At 29.8% G+C, this 19038-nt stretch carries 15 protein-coding genes; 11 read left to right on the top strand and 4 right to left on the bottom strand.

Annotation, left to right across the window (positions count from 1 at the left end; genetic code table 11):
* Positions 1-30: 30 nt before the first annotated feature.
* Both KAOT1_RS18545 and KAOT1_RS18540 read right to left on the bottom strand, forming a co-directional pair.
* Positions 31-255 carry a grasp-with-spasm system A modified peptide gene (locus tag KAOT1_RS18545; protein ID WP_007096430.1) on the bottom strand — a complete coding sequence of 75 codons (225 nt, stop codon included), beginning with the start codon at positions 253-255 and terminating at the stop codon, positions 31-33.
* Positions 256-334: 79 nt separating this feature from the next.
* Positions 335-1240, bottom strand: a complete 906-nt coding sequence (locus KAOT1_RS18540; protein ID WP_040559704.1) for a hypothetical protein — start codon at positions 1238-1240, stop codon at positions 335-337.
* Between the two features lie 398 nt (positions 1241-1638).
* On the opposite strand from KAOT1_RS18540, the gene dndC reads away from it, so the two are divergent.
* The 5 genes from dndC to KAOT1_RS18515 are packed head-to-tail and all read left to right on the top strand — an operon-like array spanning position 1639 to position 8404.
* Positions 1639-2976 (top strand): DNA phosphorothioation system sulfurtransferase DndC, encoded by a 1338-nt coding sequence (gene dndC / locus KAOT1_RS18535; protein WP_007096428.1) that lies wholly within the window; start codon positions 1639-1641, stop codon positions 2974-2976.
* Positions 2977-5088 (top strand): DNA sulfur modification protein DndD, encoded by a 2112-nt coding sequence (dndD, locus tag KAOT1_RS18530; RefSeq protein ID WP_007096427.1) that lies wholly within the window; start codon positions 2977-2979, stop codon positions 5086-5088. It begins immediately after the preceding gene.
* Complete coding sequence (locus tag KAOT1_RS18525; protein ID WP_007096426.1) at positions 5078-6631, top strand: DndE family protein; 1554 nt, start codon at positions 5078-5080, stop codon at positions 6629-6631. The genes dndD and KAOT1_RS18525 overlap by 11 nt, the downstream gene beginning before the upstream one ends.
* A gap of 6 nt (positions 6632-6637) precedes the next feature.
* Positions 6638-7156 (top strand): hypothetical protein, encoded by a 519-nt coding sequence (locus KAOT1_RS18520; RefSeq protein ID WP_007096425.1) that lies wholly within the window; start codon positions 6638-6640, stop codon positions 7154-7156.
* Between the two features lie 3 nt (positions 7157-7159).
* Complete coding sequence (locus KAOT1_RS18515) at positions 7160-8404, top strand: DNA sulfur modification protein DndB (protein WP_007096424.1); 1245 nt, start codon at positions 7160-7162, stop codon at positions 8402-8404.
* A gap of 118 nt (positions 8405-8522) precedes the next feature.
* On the opposite strand, the gene KAOT1_RS18510 is transcribed toward KAOT1_RS18515, so the two are convergent.
* Positions 8523-10343, bottom strand: a complete 1821-nt coding sequence (locus KAOT1_RS18510) for an NACHT domain-containing protein (RefSeq protein WP_007096423.1) — start codon at positions 10341-10343, stop codon at positions 8523-8525.
* A gap of 123 nt (positions 10344-10466) precedes the next feature.
* On the opposite strand from KAOT1_RS18510, the gene KAOT1_RS18505 reads away from it, so the two are divergent.
* Together KAOT1_RS18505 and KAOT1_RS18500 are read left to right on the top strand one after the other, a co-directional pair.
* Positions 10467-11615: a hypothetical protein gene (locus KAOT1_RS18505; protein WP_007096422.1), complete on the top strand. Its 1149-nt coding sequence runs from the start codon at positions 10467-10469 to the stop codon at positions 11613-11615.
* A gap of 339 nt (positions 11616-11954) precedes the next feature.
* Entirely contained in the window at positions 11955-14624 is a 2670-nt protein-coding gene (locus KAOT1_RS18500; RefSeq protein WP_238528714.1) for a DNA methyltransferase family protein, read from the top strand.
* Between the two features lie 18 nt (positions 14625-14642).
* On the opposite strand, the gene KAOT1_RS18495 is transcribed toward KAOT1_RS18500, so the two are convergent.
* Positions 14643-14879: a hypothetical protein gene (locus tag KAOT1_RS18495; RefSeq protein ID WP_007096420.1), complete on the bottom strand. Its 237-nt coding sequence runs from the start codon at positions 14877-14879 to the stop codon at positions 14643-14645.
* 396 nt (positions 14880-15275) lie between these two features.
* Between KAOT1_RS18495 and KAOT1_RS18490 the strand changes: the two genes are divergently transcribed.
* The 4 genes from KAOT1_RS18490 (at position 15276) to KAOT1_RS18475 (ending at position 19032) form a co-directional block, all read left to right on the top strand.
* Positions 15276-15656, top strand: coding sequence for a four helix bundle protein (locus tag KAOT1_RS18490; protein ID WP_007096419.1), 381 nt, complete (start codon positions 15276-15278; stop codon positions 15654-15656).
* Positions 15657-15788: 132 nt separating this feature from the next.
* The gene (locus KAOT1_RS18485) at positions 15789-17174 is read left to right on the top strand and encodes a B12-binding domain-containing radical SAM protein (RefSeq protein WP_007096418.1); all 1386 of its coding nucleotides are present in this window, start codon (positions 15789-15791) and stop codon (positions 17172-17174) included.
* A 3-nt stretch (positions 17175-17177) separates the two neighbouring features.
* Entirely contained in the window at positions 17178-17924 is a 747-nt protein-coding gene (locus KAOT1_RS18480) for a class I SAM-dependent methyltransferase (RefSeq protein ID WP_007096417.1), read from the top strand.
* A 4-nt stretch (positions 17925-17928) separates the two neighbouring features.
* Positions 17929-19032, top strand: a complete 1104-nt coding sequence (locus KAOT1_RS18475; protein WP_007096416.1) for an SGNH/GDSL hydrolase family protein — start codon at positions 17929-17931, stop codon at positions 19030-19032.
* The last annotated feature ends 6 nt before the right edge of the window (positions 19033-19038 follow it).

The raw sequence follows: 19038 nt of genomic DNA, 5'->3' as shown, positions 1-19038 counted from the left end.
TTATATATTTTTTTAATAATTAGACATTAATTAGCACTCAAACTCAACAATTGTAACTGTAGTCGTTGTTGTTCCGTCCTCATAGTCCTTAGTTTTTGTATGCTGATTATCACAGCCGTTCTCACCATCGGTAGAGTCAATACAGACACTATAAGACTTGTAACGATTTTGCATCCCTGTTATGTAATACATTTGATTTTCAGTAACAAGGTTTTGCGTACTAAGCTTATTCTTAAGCTTTTGAAGTTTTTTCATATTTTGAAAATTTTAAATTAATAGATAACCATACATAATTAAATGTATAGCGAGTGTACTGCACCTTTTTTGAACTCAACTAGTATTCGTCAAAGTCTGGATACAATATGTTGTTTCTCCAATCTTCATATCCTAACTTGGATAATCCGATTGAATCTCTCCTTTGATTAATTTCTTTTGGTGTGGCTGTCATTGGTTTGGAAGAGTTGTAAGTGCCATAGTACTGCTCATCTCCATTATACAGTAGAAGTTGATCGTACATGAATCCTACAAGACGAGGGTTGGCTTTCCCCTCTCTAACATAACTTAATATTTTAGGAATAAAATAATGCTCTCTTATAGAATCGTCTGTATGTAACAACAATGTACTTATACTCGCGTGTTGACCATCAACCAGAGAACTTCCTATCATTTTTTTTGATGGAAAACCATACGTATCAAAAATATTTATGAGTTCTTGTGTGTTGATTGAGTCAATTTTATTTTGCTTGTCCCAATTACCTCCACCATTTCCTCGAAATCGTTGATCTTCGACTTTCATTCTTAAAATCTTATTCCGTAAGTCCATATTCAAAGATGAAGTGTATGCTTCTTTTAAAACAGGGATTTCTTCGTCTAATTTATCCTTAACGCGTTTATAATATATCTTTAGAACAGAATCCTTTTTCAAAAAAATATCAGGATAGCCATATATAGACATCAAATCTGTGTATTCTTTATATTTTAAATCCTTGTCAAGAATTATCTTCAATTTGACATACGTAGAGACCTCATTGTAAACATCCATATCAATAGGATCAAACTTAGAAAATACCTTCTCGAAAATCTCATAACTTTTCTCGTACTCTTTTTCAATGTAAAGACTATCAGCTTTGTAAATATTTGAATAATAACCATCAGCCAAATAATCAACTTTGGAATCTGTGAAACATGATGTTAAAAAGAATGCTACCATGCTAAGTAATATAGAGTGTTCTATTTTCATAAAAAAACATAAAGGATTACCTCAAATAAAAGAAATAGATTACAAGTATACAAATAAACTTCATAAGCGTTAGAAATATTGTATAAGCGTAATATTAAACTAATTTTCTGACACAAATATAAAATATGTTTATTAAAAATATGTAATTTATTTTACACATAATTACTTTTTTATTATTAAACCGTAGTCTAGCTACGTTTAAAACGTAAGTCAAATTGATTCTCATATCAATATATTTTGTTAAACAGATATCCTCTTACGGTTTCCCGTAAAAGATAAGTTCAATAACATATTAAATTTGTTAATTATGCTATTTTACAAATTAGTATTAAAGTATTTTTTTCAATAAACTTTAATGTTGTAAATTTCGTGACAATATGAAATTTCCTATAATTTAGATGAAAAAGACAAATTATATTATTGAAGAAATAATCGACCAATATACCATAGATGACAATAATCGACCTTGGATAATTGGTTTTAGTGGTGGTAAAGATTCAACTGTAATGTTAACTTTGGTTTGGTTGAGTTTATTGAAAATTAAAAATGATATTGATGAAAAGTTTCTAAAAAGAGAAGTCTGGGTTGTATGCAATGATACTTTAGTTGAAAACCCTATAATAACAAATTATGTTAACGGAATATTAGAAAAAATTAAAACTGCCGCTGTTAGACATAATTTACCTATTAAAGTGAAAAAGACTATACCAAGATTGGAAGACTCTTTCTGGGTAAATTTGATAGGCAAAGGATATCCTGCTCCTAATAACGCTTTTAGATGGTGTACCGAAAGATTAAAAATAAAACCAACTTCAAGATTCATTGATGATATTGTTAACAGTGAAGATAATGAACACAAAGAAGCAATTGTTTTAGTAGGAACAAGAAAAAGTGAAAGTGCCTCCAGAGCAAAGTCTATTAAGAAACATGAAATTAAAGGGAAGCGTTTGACTAAACATCCGCTTCAAAAAAATGTATTCGTTTATTCGCCCATTAAGGAGCTTTATTTAGAGGAGATTTGGTATATTATTAACACATTTGAATCTCCCTGGGGAGCAGAAAAAAATCAATTGTTTAACATTTATTCTGACGCAAGTGCTGATGATTATGAATGTCCAACGATGGTATCTAATAAAGAACATAAATCTTGTGGGCAAAGTAGATTTGGATGCTGGACTTGTACTGTTGTAAGGAAAGATAAATCAATTTCGGCTCAAATAGAAAATGGTCAAGAATGGCTAGTTCCTTTAAGAGATGTTAGAGACTGGATTCAAGAACAACGAAATAACCCTGAAAACAGGTCAGATTATAGAAGGAATGGAACTCTAGCCGCAGTACCCAATGGTGGTTATGTAATACAAAAACATAGAGTAGAAATATTAGAAAAAGTTTTTGAGGCTCAGAAGAAAATCAATGATATGGGAATTGATATAGAGTTGATAAATAATCAAGAACTAATAGCAATTCAAGTTACATGGTACAGAGATTTATATTTTGATTTTAAAGTATCTGACATATACAATAAAGTTTTTAATAAAGACCTTGATATGAAACAACACAACGAACTAATAAGAAAAGAAGAAGAAATTTTATTGTCAGCTTGTGAGAATGACAAAAAACATTTTAGTCTTATTCAAGATTTATTAAAGCTTGAAAAATCAAAAACTATTATGATGAAAAGACGAGGTTTAATTGAAGATATTGAAAATAGATATAAACAATTTATTACTAATTAAATGATAATAAAATCCATTGAACTAGATAATTTCAGAATCTATAAAGGGAATAATATTATTGATTTGTCAGTAACAGATGATGAAAATATTATTATTGTTAGCGGTAAGAATGGTTTTGGAAAAACCACATTTCTGATGTCTTTAGTATGGTGTTTATACGGGCGTCAAATGAGTGATGTAGATGACATCTATAAAAACGAAATCCAAAATAATGGTAATTATCGTCAATACATAAAGAGTAGCTTAAATAAACAAGCTGAGTTTGAAGGAAAAACTAAATTCTCAGTATCTGTTACATTTTCAGGCATTACTACAATACCTGATGTTACCTGTAATGAACTAAAGATAACGAGAACTTATTTTACAGAAGGAAATAAAGATGAAAACTTAGATATACTAATTGATGGCTATGAAAGTGAATTAGTGAAAAATATAGGTGCAGAACACTTTATACGTGATTTCATTATGCCTATGGAAATCGCAAAGTTTTTCTTTTTTGATGCAGAAAAAATAGTTTCATTAGCCGAAATTCATACTGCTGAACAAAGACAAAAATTAAGTAATGCTTTTTCTGAGGTTTTAGGAATTAAGCAATATCAAAGTCTGAAAGAAGATTTAGAGCAATATTTGGAAAAATTGAAATCTGAAACTGCTAATGCGAAAGAAAAAGCCGAGTTGAAAAGGCTAAAAACTGATGTGGAAATTGCTGATGACAGAATAAAGGAAATCCAAGATGAAACCAAGAACCTAGAAGAAGAAGCTTCTGGAATGAAATATGAGATCAATAAATTACAGGAAAAGCTTATAAAGCAAGGTAGTGTTATTACTGTTGAACAACTAAATGAATTAAAAGCGAGAAAAGAAGATTTAGAAAAACAAGTAGGTATTTTAAATTCTGAGTTGAAGAAGCATTATGAAATAATTCCTTTTGCAATCGCTGGCAATTTATTAACTGAAGTTTTGGAACAAATTATAATTGAAAGGGATTTAATTAGTCAAAAATTTAATGAAGATAAAGTTGAAAAAATAACAGATAACATAATTAATGACCTCATAAAAATACCCCATCCTGACGACCTTGTAATAAATTATAAAGTACAAGAATATTATATTGATAATCTAAAACAACTAATACAGAAGCATATTGGAGGGGAATCAGAAAAACAACCAAAATCGGAAGCCTCTATTGAAATCATACATAGCTTTTCTGAATCAGAAAAATCAGAGTTAAATCAATTTATTAATAACATAAAATTGTCTTTTAAAGAAACGTTCAATCGAATTAACTCTGATTATATTAGATCAAAAAATGAGTTAAACGACATTAATAAACAAATTAAATTAGCCGAAGAAAAATCAGAAAATCCACTTGTAAAAGCTGATAGGGAGAGAAAACATCAATTAGAAAATGAATATGATGCAATTCTTAGGAATATTGGTGTACTTGAACAGGAAATTGAAACAAATAATGATGTCAAGATAAAATCAAAAAAAGAGATTAAAAGAATATCTGATAAACTAAAAGTATCAAAAGGTAAACAACAAATTAGCCAAGAAGTAGAGAAATCAATAAAATATCTAAAGAAATTCATTGGAGACTTTAAAATTGAGAAAAAGCACAGTCTATCCAAAAGAATAAAAGATGGTTTAGATATTCTACTTCATAAAAGAAGTTTTATAAGTGACGTTCAAGTAGAAATTTTGGGCGATGATATAGAAATCAATCTAATTGACGGAAGAGGAAAAGAAATAAATAAGGATTCGCTTTCCAAAGGAGAGCAACAAATGTATGCAACCGCTTTATTGAAAGGACTTGTGGATGAATCTAATATAGATTTCCCTGTATTTATAGATTCTCCGATGCAGAAGTTTGATATAGATCATTCCAATAGTATAGTGAAACATTTTTATCCACATGTGTCAAATCAAGTAATTATCTTCCCTTTATTGAAAAAAGAAATGACCGAAGATGAATTTAATATCTTATTGCCTAGTATAAGTAAGACTTACCTAATTAAAAATACGGATAACGAGCGATCTACTTTTGAACAAGTTGAGAATAAAGAAGAATTGTTTGACGTTTTTGAAAAAGATTATCAAGATGCAATTTAATATAAGTACATCGCCAGAAAATGAGCCATTAGTAAAATCCTTAACCCAAAAAATAGGTCTTGGTTCAGAAAATCACATATCTAGGATAGCTTTAGCTTATTCTTTAAGCAAAGGTTATAGTTTGGATTTAGAAAGAGATTTACAACCCTTTGGTGGTAAAGAATATAAAGATCATACTTTATTTGGAAGCTTCAAAGAGTATTATGTTGCATTAATCTGTCAAAGATATCAAATACACAAGGACGACTCCAATATTAGAAAGTATCTCAAAATGCACATAGATCAAGGATTGGAATTGATAAATAAGTTTTTTGAAGATAACCAAAACTTTTCTGGTATTGAATTCTTGCTAGACAATATTGAAATAGGTATTGATTCAATGAATGAGCATGAAAATTCATTTGAATTTACTAAAAACAATAACTCTTCATTGAATGAAAAAGAGAGTTTTACCAAGCCTATCAAAATTTTAGTTGGAGAAACTGAAAATGGAGATGAAATTTATTTCACTCCCAATAACACATCAATTTACGGCAATTGTCATATTGCGGTTGCTGGAAATTCTGGAACAGGAAAGTCATATTTCTCAAGAAAAATTTTAGAACGCATAGTGCAAGGAACTAATGGCAGAGTTAATTTTTTGTATCTTGATTTTAAAGGCTTAAATGAAAGTGATAAATCAAGTACTGACTTTAAAAGCTTTTTCAAAACTACTAATGCTCAATTGGTTGATACGCCACAAAATTCTTTCCCTGTAAATCCTTTATCATTTATAGATAATGTCAATGAAAAAAATAAAATTGTGGGTATTGGTAGATTTGTAGATATAATTACCAAATACGCTAATCTTGGGAATGTGCAAAAACAAAATCTTAAAGATGCTACAATAAATGCTTTTGAAGATAGAAATGACGGTTCATACCCAACATTGAAAGATGTTTTAGAAAATGTTTATGAAATTGCAGGAGATAAGCCCACATCACTCACACAAATATTGATCGGATTAACTGAGATCGAGTTATTTGATAACGAAAAATATGGAGACTTCATCAATTCAAATTATTATTTAAGTCTTTCGGGAGATTTGAGTAAAGAAGTACGTTTTACAGCGACATTCCTAGTAATTTACTATCTGTATAACACATTTATGAATATGGATAAAGCTCCTATTGAAGATGATTATAGCGGATTACGCTACGTTCTCTTAATTGACGAAGCGCATAATGTATTCAAAGAAAAGAAATCGCAAGAAATACTTGAAAAATTACTAAGAGAAATACGATCGCAAGGTGTAGCTGTGATGTTAGTTTCACAAGGAATCGAAGAATTTAATCAGCCAACCTTTGATTTTTCTTCTATGTGCCAGTCAGCATTCTTAATGTCAATCAAAGATGGTAACAACTGGAAATCAATAAGTAAATTTCTTGGCGCTGGGGAAAAACAACGAACCAAAATAAATCGTTCTATGGAAACAATTAACCCTCGACAAGCTATTACCAATATTAAGGAGTTTAATTTTGGAGAGATTTTTAATACTAAATAATTATTTATGCCAGCTCTTTCTTTAGATGAATTAAATAGTGTTAATCCAGAAAAAATCTATGATCTTCCTTTAACAATGAATATAGATCTATGGAACAGATTTAATTTACCAATAGTATTACCAAATCCAGTCAAGATTGCATTTGATGAGAACATCAGAGAAAACCTACCACGGAACATTAAAAATAAAAAAGGTATTTATATGTTTGTTGTTGAGCCTAATTTCCCTTTTTCTCCAGAAATAAATTATTTAATCTATATTGGTAGAGTAATTAATAATAATACTTTTTTTAAGCGTTTCTATGAGTATGTTAAGGCAATTGGTAATATGAATATTAAAAGAAATAGACAACTAATGGCTAATGCTTGGTATGGCTCAACCAATGTCTATTTTTATGATTTAAGTGAGATAAGTGATAATGACATTGCAGATATAGAAAATCAATTAGTTAATTATATTATCCCACCTTTAAATGTTCAATACAGAATTGATGAGGCTCAGAATACAAGAAGTTTATACAATTAGATTATGGCAAAAATTAATTTACCTTGTTTAAGAGGTCGTATTGGAGAATGGACTTATTTTTCTACAGTAATGAAAATAAAAGACATTGTTGAAGGTAATAGGATTATTACTGTTGCAGAGTCTGAACTTTACACAGAAAATATTAATCGGGTATTACAAAGAGAAATAAATAAAAAACGTATTTCTCAAATATCTAAATATTTACTAGAAAATGATGAACACTTTTTTAGTAGTATTATTGTTGGAATACATAAAGGAAATCCTGAATGGTCTGATGTATCAATAAACAGTCTTTTTTCAATAAAGGGAGAAAAATTAGATGATGAAAGTTTAAGTTTTATTGAAAATAAGTTTGGGATATTAACTTTATCAGGAGAAGAAGAAATATTTGCGCTTGATGGACAGCATAGATTAAAAGGTTTAAGAGATGCTTTCAGAAAAAATAATGAAATTGGAGAAGAAGAAATATCATTAGTGTATGTTATACACGATGATAGTTATATAGAAAAAACCAGAAGACTATTCACTGTCTTAAATAAATATGCTGAAAAACCAAAAGAAGCTGAATTAATAATTTTAGAAGAGGATGATGTAGCAGCTATAAATTCAAGACGTTTAATAACAGAACATCAGCATTTATCTAAACAAAATAGTCTTAGTGATACCAAAACTGGTAATATTTCAGCAAATGATTTTGATAGTTTCACAACCTTAGTTACTGTGTATAGGATAAATAAAGTTCTTTATAACAAAAGGAATAGCTTCTATACAGTTAGACCAACAGATGAAGATATAGAAGAATATTATCAATTATCTAAATCATTTTGGGATTTTTTATTTGAAGTCTTCCCTGAAATAGCAAGATTCATTGATGGTGAAAGAAATATTTTTTTGAATGAAGATTTATTTGATAGAAATCCTAATAGTGGTGGGAGTCTTATTTTAAGACCAGTCGGACAACATTTCATTGCAAAAACCTATAAACACTTTATGGATTCTAATAATTTAGATTATTTAAAAGAGAATATTAGAAAAATAGATTTTAATCTTTCAGGAGACACATTAAATTATATTTTTTGGAATAATGGAAGAATGGTACCAAAAGAATTAAGATTAAAGGAGAGACTATTTTTGCACCTTTTGGGAGATTTGAATATTGACAACTATGATATTCAAGGTCGTATCAAGGAAATTTATGAGAATTATAATGAAGATTATTACAATCATATAGTTCCTGTTACAGATTAAAGTTAGTATCCTAAAACTTTAACGAATAAATGAGAAACACCAATTTGGAAATAGCTAATATTCTAAAAATATGGTATTAATAAGTATAGTCAAGTCTTTTAGCTAAGGTTATAATGAATTACTCTACAAAGGTTTTACGACAATAAAGATATTTTGGCATTTTATGATATATATCTGATTCAATACTCTCCCCTTTCTTTTTACCCTTTTTTGACAAGAGATAAATTTGTGTTTGATTGACAGTGTGCATTTCACTATCAATGTTATAAATGTCCAATATTATACTTTTTGAATTTCGCTTAAATATTGAATCAATCAAATTTTCAAAGCTATCAACTAATATATCCGTTGTAAACAAGGCTAATTGATTTTTATCTTGAATTTCACTTTGAACATATTTTGAGTACAAAAGTAAAGCACTGATTCCGACTTTTGAATTCTTATAAAAATCTGGTTTTTCCAATATAAGTCTGTTAATAAACTTTTGAATAAAAATAAAAGAGACATTCTTTTTTATAAATATTGAAATTAATTCACTGAAATATAGGCTTGGATTGGAGGAAATCGTAATACTTATTGCTAATTCATTAGGTAGCATTTCTATTAATCTTTTATTTCCTATTATATTTGGTAATTTAACTAGATATTCTGCTGTCAAAAACTCTTGAATAGATTTATGCGCAAACTCATAAAATTCAAAACCAGATTGAACAAATAAACCAGTATGAGATTCAATATCATTGATGACACTTTTAGCTTCATTATAATCTAAGTCAAAATCATGATAGATAACTCTATAAACAATTTCTAAATCCTTTTTAGAAAATATTACCTTGTTATTTTTAGTTGTTAAATGATAAGATAAGTTAGATAAAAACTCAAATTTTCTATCAATTTCAAACATAGCATATTTTGAACTTCTTTTTATTCTTCTTTGCTCATCCCATTCTTCAAGTAGTAAGTTAACTATTTTTTTATATACAGTTTTTGGTTTGTCAGGAATTTTACCAAGTCTTTCATAAATAGCACATAAATGTGCAATAGTTAATGGTCTTATTGATGTATCATTGTATGGAGACTCTCTTACCTCTTCGAGAAATTTTTTTGCACTAATAACTCCAAGCCACTTTTTAGCAAAATTTTGAATCTGAATTTCATTTAATGGACATATTTCATAAACTGATATGCTTTCATTACTGTAGCTAAAATCTGCTGTTCGTGAAGTAAGTATTAATTTAGAATTCTCTAATTTTGATGCGATATTAGTAACTTCATCTAGAATAATCTCCTTATGACTCTTAAAATGTAACTCATCGAAACCATCTATAATCAGCAAAACATTCAGTTTTTCTAATATTTCGATGACTAAGTTTGATTTAACTCGGTTTAAATCTTCTGCTGTTTGTATGATTTTGTTATCATCATCACTGATTTTTAATCCTAAAACACCAAACAAATACTCTATTATTATACCTGAAGAATCTTTACTTCTATTCTTATTAAATTCACGTAGTTTTACTAAAATTGGATATTTAAACCTATTTGGAAAAAAGTTCTCGTCAAAAAAAATAGATTGGCATAAATGCTTCATTGAAGTGGTTTTTCCTGCTCCAGGCTGACCTAGAATTGCCAAATGATTTTTTTCTCTTTCCAAAGCCTGCAAAAAGGGAATTACAGTAATTTTTTCTTCTTCTACAATTCTTACTCTTTTAGGATAGATATACAGATCTAAAGGTATAAAAATTCTTGAAGTTTGTTTAGAGTTTTTTAAATCTTTAAATGTTATTTCATTAGACCAATTCTTAACATATCTAATATGATTATTAATTGATTTTTCAATTTCCTTCTTATCAGATTTTATTTTTATTTTTTTAAACCTGTTACTTACAATTGCTGAAATTAAACTAACAGATTCTTTAATTATTGTTTCTTTAATCATAAATTCAATATACTAAATACTACATTCAATAAAGTGAAAAATTACAAAATTATAATATAAACACATACATTTAATATAGCAAACTGTCATTAACGTATTGCAATAAAACTAAAATCCAATTATATGAGCAAAGAAAAATTAACTCGAAAGCAATTATATGATTTGGTATGGTCTAAACCTTTAACTAAACTTGCTAAAGAATATGCTATTTCTGATACAGGTTTACGTAAAATTTGTAAAAAGCATAATATTCCACTACCAAAACTAGGTCATTGGCAAAAACTTCAATATGGAAAAAAAGTTGTAATAATTGCTCTTCCTAAAATTAAAGATGATACTTCTTTAATTGAGTTATCAATTAGAAAAGAGGGAGAAGAAAATAGTAACAGCTACCTTTCAGATTATCATAAACTGAAAAAAGAAATAGAAAATGATAAAACGTTAAAGACTACTGTTCCAGATAAAATCTCGAAATATGATCCACTTATTACATTAGCTAGAAAAGATTTACAAAATAAAGAACCGTCAAATTGGAGAAATTCTAAAGGATTGATAATTTCCTCGAGTGATGTGTTGAACATAGAAGTATCAAAATCTAATGTAAAAAGAGCACTGAAATTTTTAGATACACTAATTAAACTTTTAAAAAAACGAGGTCATGAAATCAAAATTGACAATGGAAAAACTTATGCCATTATAAATAATGAAGAATTAGAATTAAGATGCAGAGAAACTATAAAAAGGGTTAAAATTGAAAGGAATAGTTGGGAGAGTTATGATTATACTCCTTCTGGTAGACTGACTTTAAGACTTGAGAATAATTATCCAAACAAAGAATGGAAAGATGGTAACAAGAGGAAGCTTGAAGATCAATTACCAAATATACTAACTAGCCTAGAATTAAGAAGTAAAAAAATAAAAAAGGAGCGTATAGAAAGAGAGGAAGCACAAAAGCAATATGAAATTGAAAGACAAAAAAAAGAACTATTAAAACAAAAGATAGATAATGAATTAGAAAGTTTCAAAAAACTTTATTTTGCAACTGAATTACATCATAAAGCAAATGTAATGCGAAACTATATCAACAAGGTAAAAGAAAAGGCTATTCAAAAAAATGACCTTACAGTTCAATTAACAGAATGGATTGATTGGGCTTCAAAGAAAGCCGATTGGGTTGACCCTCTAACTGATTACAATGAGGACGAATTACTTGGAGAATTTGAAGACAAGTATTTTGAAAAAGAAAAACCGAAATACTCTTGGTATTCATAGCTGAAAAATGATTAAACAACATTGTAAAGTTTTGTTATTTAGTATTTTACATGAAATTTTGTGTACTACACAATTTTTTACAAATGTTTTTCCAATTTCCCTTTGTAGCTTAGTGTTTGAAACACTAAGGAAACAAAAATCAAAAGATCATGATAACTAACGAATAGAACTTTTTTTGTCGCATTAAATAATTACATTTACATCAATCAAAAAAATGTAAACTCAATGTTTAGAGTGCTTTACAAACGTTTATTAGTACATAATCAAAAGGTGTAAACATGCTAATTGTCCGAGTGACAAAAGTTGACAAATGATTTTTGAAATATGCTTTTTAGCTTAGTGTTTTCAACATTAATTGATATTATTATGAATGTACAGATAACACATAATACAGCTAAAAATGGAATTGAAATGCTGTTTTCAAAGCCAATAGAGAATGAACTGCTTTTATTCCTTGAAAAGCTCGGTTTCAAGCACGCTTTTAATAATAAACTGAAATGGTATGCCGATTTTCATCCGCCGTATGTAAAGTTTGCGAATAGCCTTGAAAGTAATACTGATTGGAAGTCAATACCTTTACATACTTCTTTTGAACCAACTTATGACAATGCAGATAATTTGAAATTTTGTATTACAGAAATAAATGTCAAAAAAGATGATACTGTCATTATGGGCGAATATCTCATTTTTGAGAATTACAAGCGAGTTGCCACAATTATTGCCGAACGCTTTGCCAAAGAAACCTTTGGTCATTATGTTGATTCAATTGTTATTTTACCAAGAAATTATAAAACGAGAGCGCAAAGGTTATTGAGGAAAAATAAAGTCATAGAAGTCGATGAAAAGGGAAGTTTTGTTCCTTTTCAACTTTCAGATTCTTTGTCTGAAATAGCCGAAGAAGTTTCCAAGAATAGAGTGTCTATTAATCTTGAAAACGTTTCTATTAATAATGAAGCTTCTAAATTTGTTGCATCTGGAATTTTAGAAAATGAAACTGATTTTCAAAAACTGTTACTTTTGGAAGTAATTGACAAATTAGCTTCGATAGAAATAGATACTAATGGTAATTGTAAAGATATTATTCAAAACCTAACAACTGAAATAGAAGAAGCTTCAGCAATTGGTATTGATTCAATTCGTCGTGAAAAAATATCCCAAATCATTCGTTTATACAAAGATTGGTTTAACGATCTTGATAGTAGCTGTAAAACAAGTGTAGCAATTACAATGCGACCTTTATTAAACATTATGAATGAGAAATTGAGTTTCAATTCATGTGCTGTGAGTCTACATTTTGAAACACACAAAATACAAAACGTTCTTGTTCCGATCTATGTGCAGGAAGTATTTCACAATGGAATGATTCCTAAAGAACAAATAGCTACACTTAAACCAAAGTTTCCGTACTTATTTGAAACCAATAATCTAACATTTGATAAGCTTTCAGCCTTTCAACTTTTTGAATTATCACAGTTGGAAGATCATATAGAAAATGGTATAAACATCTCAAGAATCCGATTGAATAATTATTGGCAAGACAATAGTAGTAAGATATTTAAAGAAATAGACTATCCTATTGATAAACAATATCCTTACGTTAGTTTATCTCATGGATATATTCATGTATATACTCTCGAAGAAATTTTAGTAAAAGACAACAAATTATGCAATTGGTTGCACCTACTTCAAAACTATCGTCCAATTGCTGATCTATCTTTTGGGATTGATATTATAAACAAAAAGATAAATAAATTATCAGAACAGCTTACTGAACTGAAAAAAGGAGAAAGTCTAATTAATATGCCTTATCAGGAGAACGTTTCTGAAAGAAAAGCTATTGAAAAGGACATAGCATCTCTATTTTCATCTAAACAGGTAATTGAACGCTTCATTGAACAATCACTTACAAAACAACTTCATGAAGATAACTTTGTAGATTCCGATAATGAGTATGCTAAGTTGGATGTTCCTGAGTTTAATCGAGATAGTTTTGTAGCAGGTATATCCTTGATTTATAGCAAACACAAAAAACCAACCGAAGCACAAATAGAGGATTTTAGTAAAAAGTTTCATGTGCTTAATGACGAAGTATTACAAGAATCTATAGAACTGAGCGCAATTGCGTTTTTTAGAAATGGATATAATCATTTAAGAGAAGAATTTTTGGTAGGCGCAATGAGCCATTTTTGGAGAAATTTACAATACGAAAGAAGCTTTGCCAGTGATAAAGAGCAATATGAACATAGTCATATACTGCCCTTGCCAATTGCTATGATGATTGGTAAGTACATTCAATCTAGTAAAATTACTTCGATCTATGATCCAACAGCAGGAAGTGGTCATTTATTGGTTGGACTAGAAACGAAAAAAGTTCACGCCAACGAAGTATCAGAACTCAAAAGAACTTCACTAGATTTTTTACGTTTTAAGAATATTACTAGTTACAATCCATTAGAACCGACACCAAAAGAAATGCACAAATCGTTTGATGCTGTTATATGCAATCCACCAAACATGATATCAAACATAACAACAAACCAAAAAGATGATATTATTGATAAGTATATTGAAAACAAACATTTCCTAAATCATTACCTTAGACAAAAGGCATATATCATTGCACTAGCGTTATTAAATCTGAAAAACGATGGGAAAGCTGTCATCGTATTAGATGGACATATCATTTTTGATGAAGAAGGACGGATTAAATACTATCGAGGTTTTTTAAATTGGTTGTATAAATATTATTGTGTTCGTGACATCATCAACCTAGACAGTTTTATCCTCTCAAAAGATACCACTAAAACACAGAAAAAAATGCTAGTCCTTATTGAAGGAAGAAAAGAGAATCCACGCTATGATACTCCAACAAAAGAAAACCAACCACATTTAGCTAACGTAGTTGGTTCTTTAGATAAACTCTGGGAGCGTTTTAAAACAAATCAAATCCCAATGATAGATATTATTATAAAACAGCTTAAAATTGCCAATAAGCAATACGAAAAGTAAAAGCTTTCGATCTGTTTATTATCTACGAGCATCGCTCAAATTCTTTGATGCTCTAATAAGTTCTGCATAGGCATTTACAAAGTATTTTGAAACTTTAAGGATTCCATAAATTGCAACACCACAAATAATTACTTTAGTCACAGGATGCTTTAATACTTTTTTCGTATCAACGAGTGGCTTTGTAGATTTAGGAATCGAATCCAAATCTAATTTGTCTAAAATTGACTTTCTTTTATTTTGTTCTTTACGTACCATTTTTTCGTGTATTTTTATTGTAATTACATGAGAAAACTGATACTTTTTCAGCGATAGATATACAGCTAAAAATCAATCGAAAATTTAGTAATTTTGAGGTAACAAAAGAGTACCGTTTCCGAGTACCGAAAAGCATAGAAATAGACACTTTTTCGGACTCCTTATTTTGTAAATTACTGAAAATCAGACATGCAAAACTTAACCAACTGTTGGTTGCTGGTTGCTGGTTGCTGGTTGCTGGTTGCTGGTTGCTGGTTGCTGGTTAAAACTATCTTTTTTCAACATATAAATAATTTTAAATCTTACTTATCCTTTTTACTTTCTAAATAAGCTTTTTTCCTATTTTAATTTGCTAGATATTGTTTATTCGTTAGTATATTTGAGAAGTAAATTATTATGGAAAATAAAAGTTACAGAGACTTACATATTTATAAAAAAGCTTTTAAATTAAGTTTAGAAACACACGAAATTTCGTTGTCTTTACCAAAATATGAATTGTACGAACAAGGCAGTCAGGTAAGGAGATCTTCAAAATCTATTACAGCAAATATTGTTGAAGGTTATGGAAGAAAGAGATACAAAGCTGATTTTATAAAGTTTCTAGTTTATGCACAAGCCTCATGTGATGAAACCATAAATCATTTACACTGTATTGCAAAAATTCATAATAAAGAAAGTGAAATTAACTCAATCCTAAAAGAGTATGATATTCTAGGGAGACAAATCAACAAGTTTATTACTTATGTTGATGAAAAATGGAATTATAAAACGATGTGATTTAGTTATGAGTTAAACCAGAAACAAATAACTTAGCATAGACAATATCAATTACAAGAAAATAATAAATTACAGACAGCAAGAAACAAAGCAAACAGAACAAGAAACTAGCAAAACCCAGCAACCCAAAACATGAGCATCATTCTCACACATACATATTATCTTTTTGAAGATGAGAAAGAACAAAGCATCATGCGTCCGTATGCGCCGTTGGGATTGTTGTATATTTCTTCGTATTTGAATGAACATAAAGTAGAAAATCATGTGTATGATTCTACATTTTATTCCAAAGAAGAACAGTTGCGATTTATTGAAAAGAAACAACCAAAAGTTATTGCAATTTATACCAACTTAATGACAAAGATTAATGTAATTAAGTTGATTCAAATTTTAAAAAGTGATGAAATTTATGGTTTTCCCAAAGTGATTTTGGGCGGATCAGATATTACTTATAATTGTGAAAATTATCTGAAAACTGGCGCAGATTTTTTGATTATTGGCGAGGGCGAACAAACAACTTTAGAATTGTATCAGGCAATTATAAATGATGCTGATTATAGTGAAATTCATGGAATTGCATATTTAGAAAATGGTGAAGTCAAAAAAACACCAGCCCGAATGCGCATGAAAAGTCTCAAGGAATTGCCATTACCAAACAGAGCCGCCATTCCTGTTGAAAAATATCTGGAAACTTGGAAAACACACCACGGTAAAAGTTCGATGACCGTAAGTACGCAACGCGGTTGTCCGTATACGTGCAAATGGTGTAGCACGGCGGTTTACGGACAAAGTTACCGCAGACGTCCGCCAGAAATGGTTGCCGCCGAATTAAAAATGTTAAAAGAAACCTACAATCCTGATAGTATTTGGTTTGTAGATGATGTATTTAGCGTGAGTCATAAATGGATTGAAAAATTCCATGAAGAAGTCATCAAGCAAGACGCCATTATTCCGTTTGAATGCATCACACGTGCAGAGCGCTTAAACGATGAAATTTTACAACTACTGAAAGAAGCTGGATGTTTCCGAATTTGGATTGGTGCCGAAAGTGGTTCGCAAAAAATCATTGATGCAATGGATCGTCGCGTAGATGTCGATGTGGTAAAAACTGCCATTCAAAAAACCAATGAGCTTGGTATGGAAACAGGAACATTTATCATGGTGGGGTATCCTGGCGAAGATGAACAAGATATTGAAGAAACGATTGAGTATCTAAAAGCTGCAAATCCGACACATTTTACCATTACAGTTGCGTATCCAATTAAAGGAACTTCGCTATACAATGAAATTGAAGATAAAATTACAATTCAGCCTGAATGGAATACTTCTACCGATCGTGAAATCGATTTTACTCGAACGTATTCGCGAAAATTTTACGATTTTGCTGTCCGTAGAATTGTCAATGAAGTCAATTACAACAAAGAAATTCTCAAAGGAAAAGATAGAAGTTTGCTTACTTCCATGAAACTAAAAACCAAGTCAATATTGGCACAAACTGCTATGAAATTTTATAAATAAACAATGGATTTCAGTCGCGTCATACAACAACAAAATGTATATTATTTAACGCCAGAAGATACTGGTTTTTCCAAGTATTATCTTGCCGTACGCAAAAAAGAAGAACGTATTTTAAAGGATGTCGAAGTTCGAAAGCTTCCAAATTTAGATCGTGACGAATGGCCATATCGCATCAAATCTACAGCACGTTTTACCAACTATATTGCTGCAAAAAATGATGGTTTACAAATTCTGACGCTTGGTTGTGGAAATGGTTGGTTTGCCAATAAAATTGCCGAAGTTTCTACAAAAAATGAAGTCATTGGTTTAGATGTGAATCGAGAAGAATTGGAACAAGCCGCAAGAATATTTCGTGCTAAAAACATCCGTTTTGTGTATGCTGATATTTTTAAAGCTTCGGAACTGTTTGAAGCACAATTTGACATTATTACCTTAAATGGCGCGATTCAATATTTTGAAGATTTTGATGGATTGATGCAACTTCTGAAATCATTCTTAAAACCAAAAGGAGAAATTCATATCATAGACAGCCCGTTTTACAAAAGTACTGAAATTGCTGCTGCGCAAGAACGTACAAAGGAATATTACACAACACTTGGCGTTCCCGAAATGGCAAATCATTATTATGCACACGATGAAAATTTATTGCAAAATTTCGATACCTTATACACTTACAAACGCAATATCATTTATAAAATTTTAGGTAAAAAAGACTCGCCTTTTTCTTGGTATCGATTCAAAAAACAATAAACGAATGGCTGGCAAAGGACTTTTCAAAAAAATAAAATATTACACTGTTTCTACTGTCGTAATACTTATAATAGCCGAAATTGTATTGTCATTACTGAATATTTACCCAAATGATTATTATACCAACACACCAAATGTAAGTCAAAAATATGACGAAAACCCAAGTAAAATAGCTGGTATTTCAGGATTTTACGAAATTGCATATGATGCGTTAGGTTCACGGTCCGTTTCAGAGTACTCAAAAGCTTCAAACAAGATTGTTGCTATTGGCGGAAGTACAACCATCTGCGCTGTGTTGACGCAAGAAAAAACGTGGACAGCTATACTCGATAAAAAATTAGGAGATTCCTATTGGGTTGGAAATTTTGCCAGAAGCGGAAACAGTAGCAATCATCATCTATTTCAATTTCAGCATATTCTTGACAAACCCGAATTAAAAGACACAAAAATAGTATTGATGTTGGTTGGTGTAAACGATTGCCGAGGATATTTAATATCGAAAGATATGTACATGAACATGTATGAACTAAATATTAAAAAAAGTGCTTTTGCACATCTTCCAAATTCTGAATTACCATTTTTAAGAAGACTCACGCTAGCAAAACTAGCAAGACAAGCAAAACAAAGAATTCTTTTTTACTCGCAGCCCAGAAGACCGCTTGATTATTTAGAAACTTACGAAAGTACTACAGAACCTATTACTAAACTTCCAGATTTAACCGATGGTTTAAATCATTATGAGAAAAATTTAAAACAATTAATCAAAGAAGCAGAGAAACGAAATGTTTCAATAATTTTCATCACACAACCTACACTTTGGCAAAAAAACTTACCTGAAGAATACAAAACGTTACTTGCTTCTAGAGCGCATTACAACAAAACACCTTTGTATACTGGCGAAGCTTTAAATGAAATTATGACTATTTTTAATCAACGTTTATTAACTGTTTGTAAAACGCATAACATTCCTGTAATTGATTTACAATTGCCGAAAAATAAAACGATCTTTTACGATGATATGCATTTTAACGAATCTGGTGCAGAAGTAGTCGCAGAAAAAGTGTATGATTTTTTAAAACAAAACAACCATATATCAATTGATGAATAGCAAAGT

Source organism: Kordia algicida OT-1 (genome assembly GCF_000154725.1).
GTDB classification, from domain to species: domain Bacteria; phylum Bacteroidota; class Bacteroidia; order Flavobacteriales; family Flavobacteriaceae; genus Kordia; species Kordia algicida.
Note: the sequence above shows the minus strand (reverse complement) of the source record. Positions and strands in the feature narration are given on the sequence as shown.

Coding starts and splice junctions, on each gene's coding strand:
- KAOT1_RS18545 (WP_007096430.1), bottom strand. CDS start 255: ATGAAAAAACTTCAAAAGCTTAAGAATAAGCTTAGTACGCAAAACCTT.
- KAOT1_RS18540 (WP_040559704.1), bottom strand. CDS start 1,240: ATGAAAATAGAACACTCTATATTACTTAGCATGGTAGCATTCTTTTTA.
- dndC (WP_007096428.1), top strand. CDS start 1,639: ATGAAAAAGACAAATTATATTATTGAAGAAATAATCGACCAATATACC.
- dndD (WP_007096427.1), top strand. CDS start 2,977: ATGATAATAAAATCCATTGAACTAGATAATTTCAGAATCTATAAAGGG.
- KAOT1_RS18525 (WP_007096426.1), top strand. CDS start 5,078: ATGCAATTTAATATAAGTACATCGCCAGAAAATGAGCCATTAGTAAAA.
- KAOT1_RS18520 (WP_007096425.1), top strand. CDS start 6,638: ATGCCAGCTCTTTCTTTAGATGAATTAAATAGTGTTAATCCAGAAAAA.
- KAOT1_RS18515 (WP_007096424.1), top strand. CDS start 7,160: ATGGCAAAAATTAATTTACCTTGTTTAAGAGGTCGTATTGGAGAATGG.
- KAOT1_RS18510 (WP_007096423.1), bottom strand. CDS start 10,343: ATGATTAAAGAAACAATAATTAAAGAATCTGTTAGTTTAATTTCAGCA.
- KAOT1_RS18505 (WP_007096422.1), top strand. CDS start 10,467: ATGAGCAAAGAAAAATTAACTCGAAAGCAATTATATGATTTGGTATGG.
- KAOT1_RS18495 (WP_007096420.1), bottom strand. CDS start 14,879: ATGGTACGTAAAGAACAAAATAAAAGAAAGTCAATTTTAGACAAATTA.
- KAOT1_RS18490 (WP_007096419.1), top strand. CDS start 15,276: ATGGAAAATAAAAGTTACAGAGACTTACATATTTATAAAAAAGCTTTT.
- KAOT1_RS18485 (WP_007096418.1), top strand. CDS start 15,789: ATGAGCATCATTCTCACACATACATATTATCTTTTTGAAGATGAGAAA.
- KAOT1_RS18480 (WP_007096417.1), top strand. CDS start 17,178: ATGGATTTCAGTCGCGTCATACAACAACAAAATGTATATTATTTAACG.
- KAOT1_RS18475 (WP_007096416.1), top strand. CDS start 17,929: ATGGCTGGCAAAGGACTTTTCAAAAAAATAAAATATTACACTGTTTCT.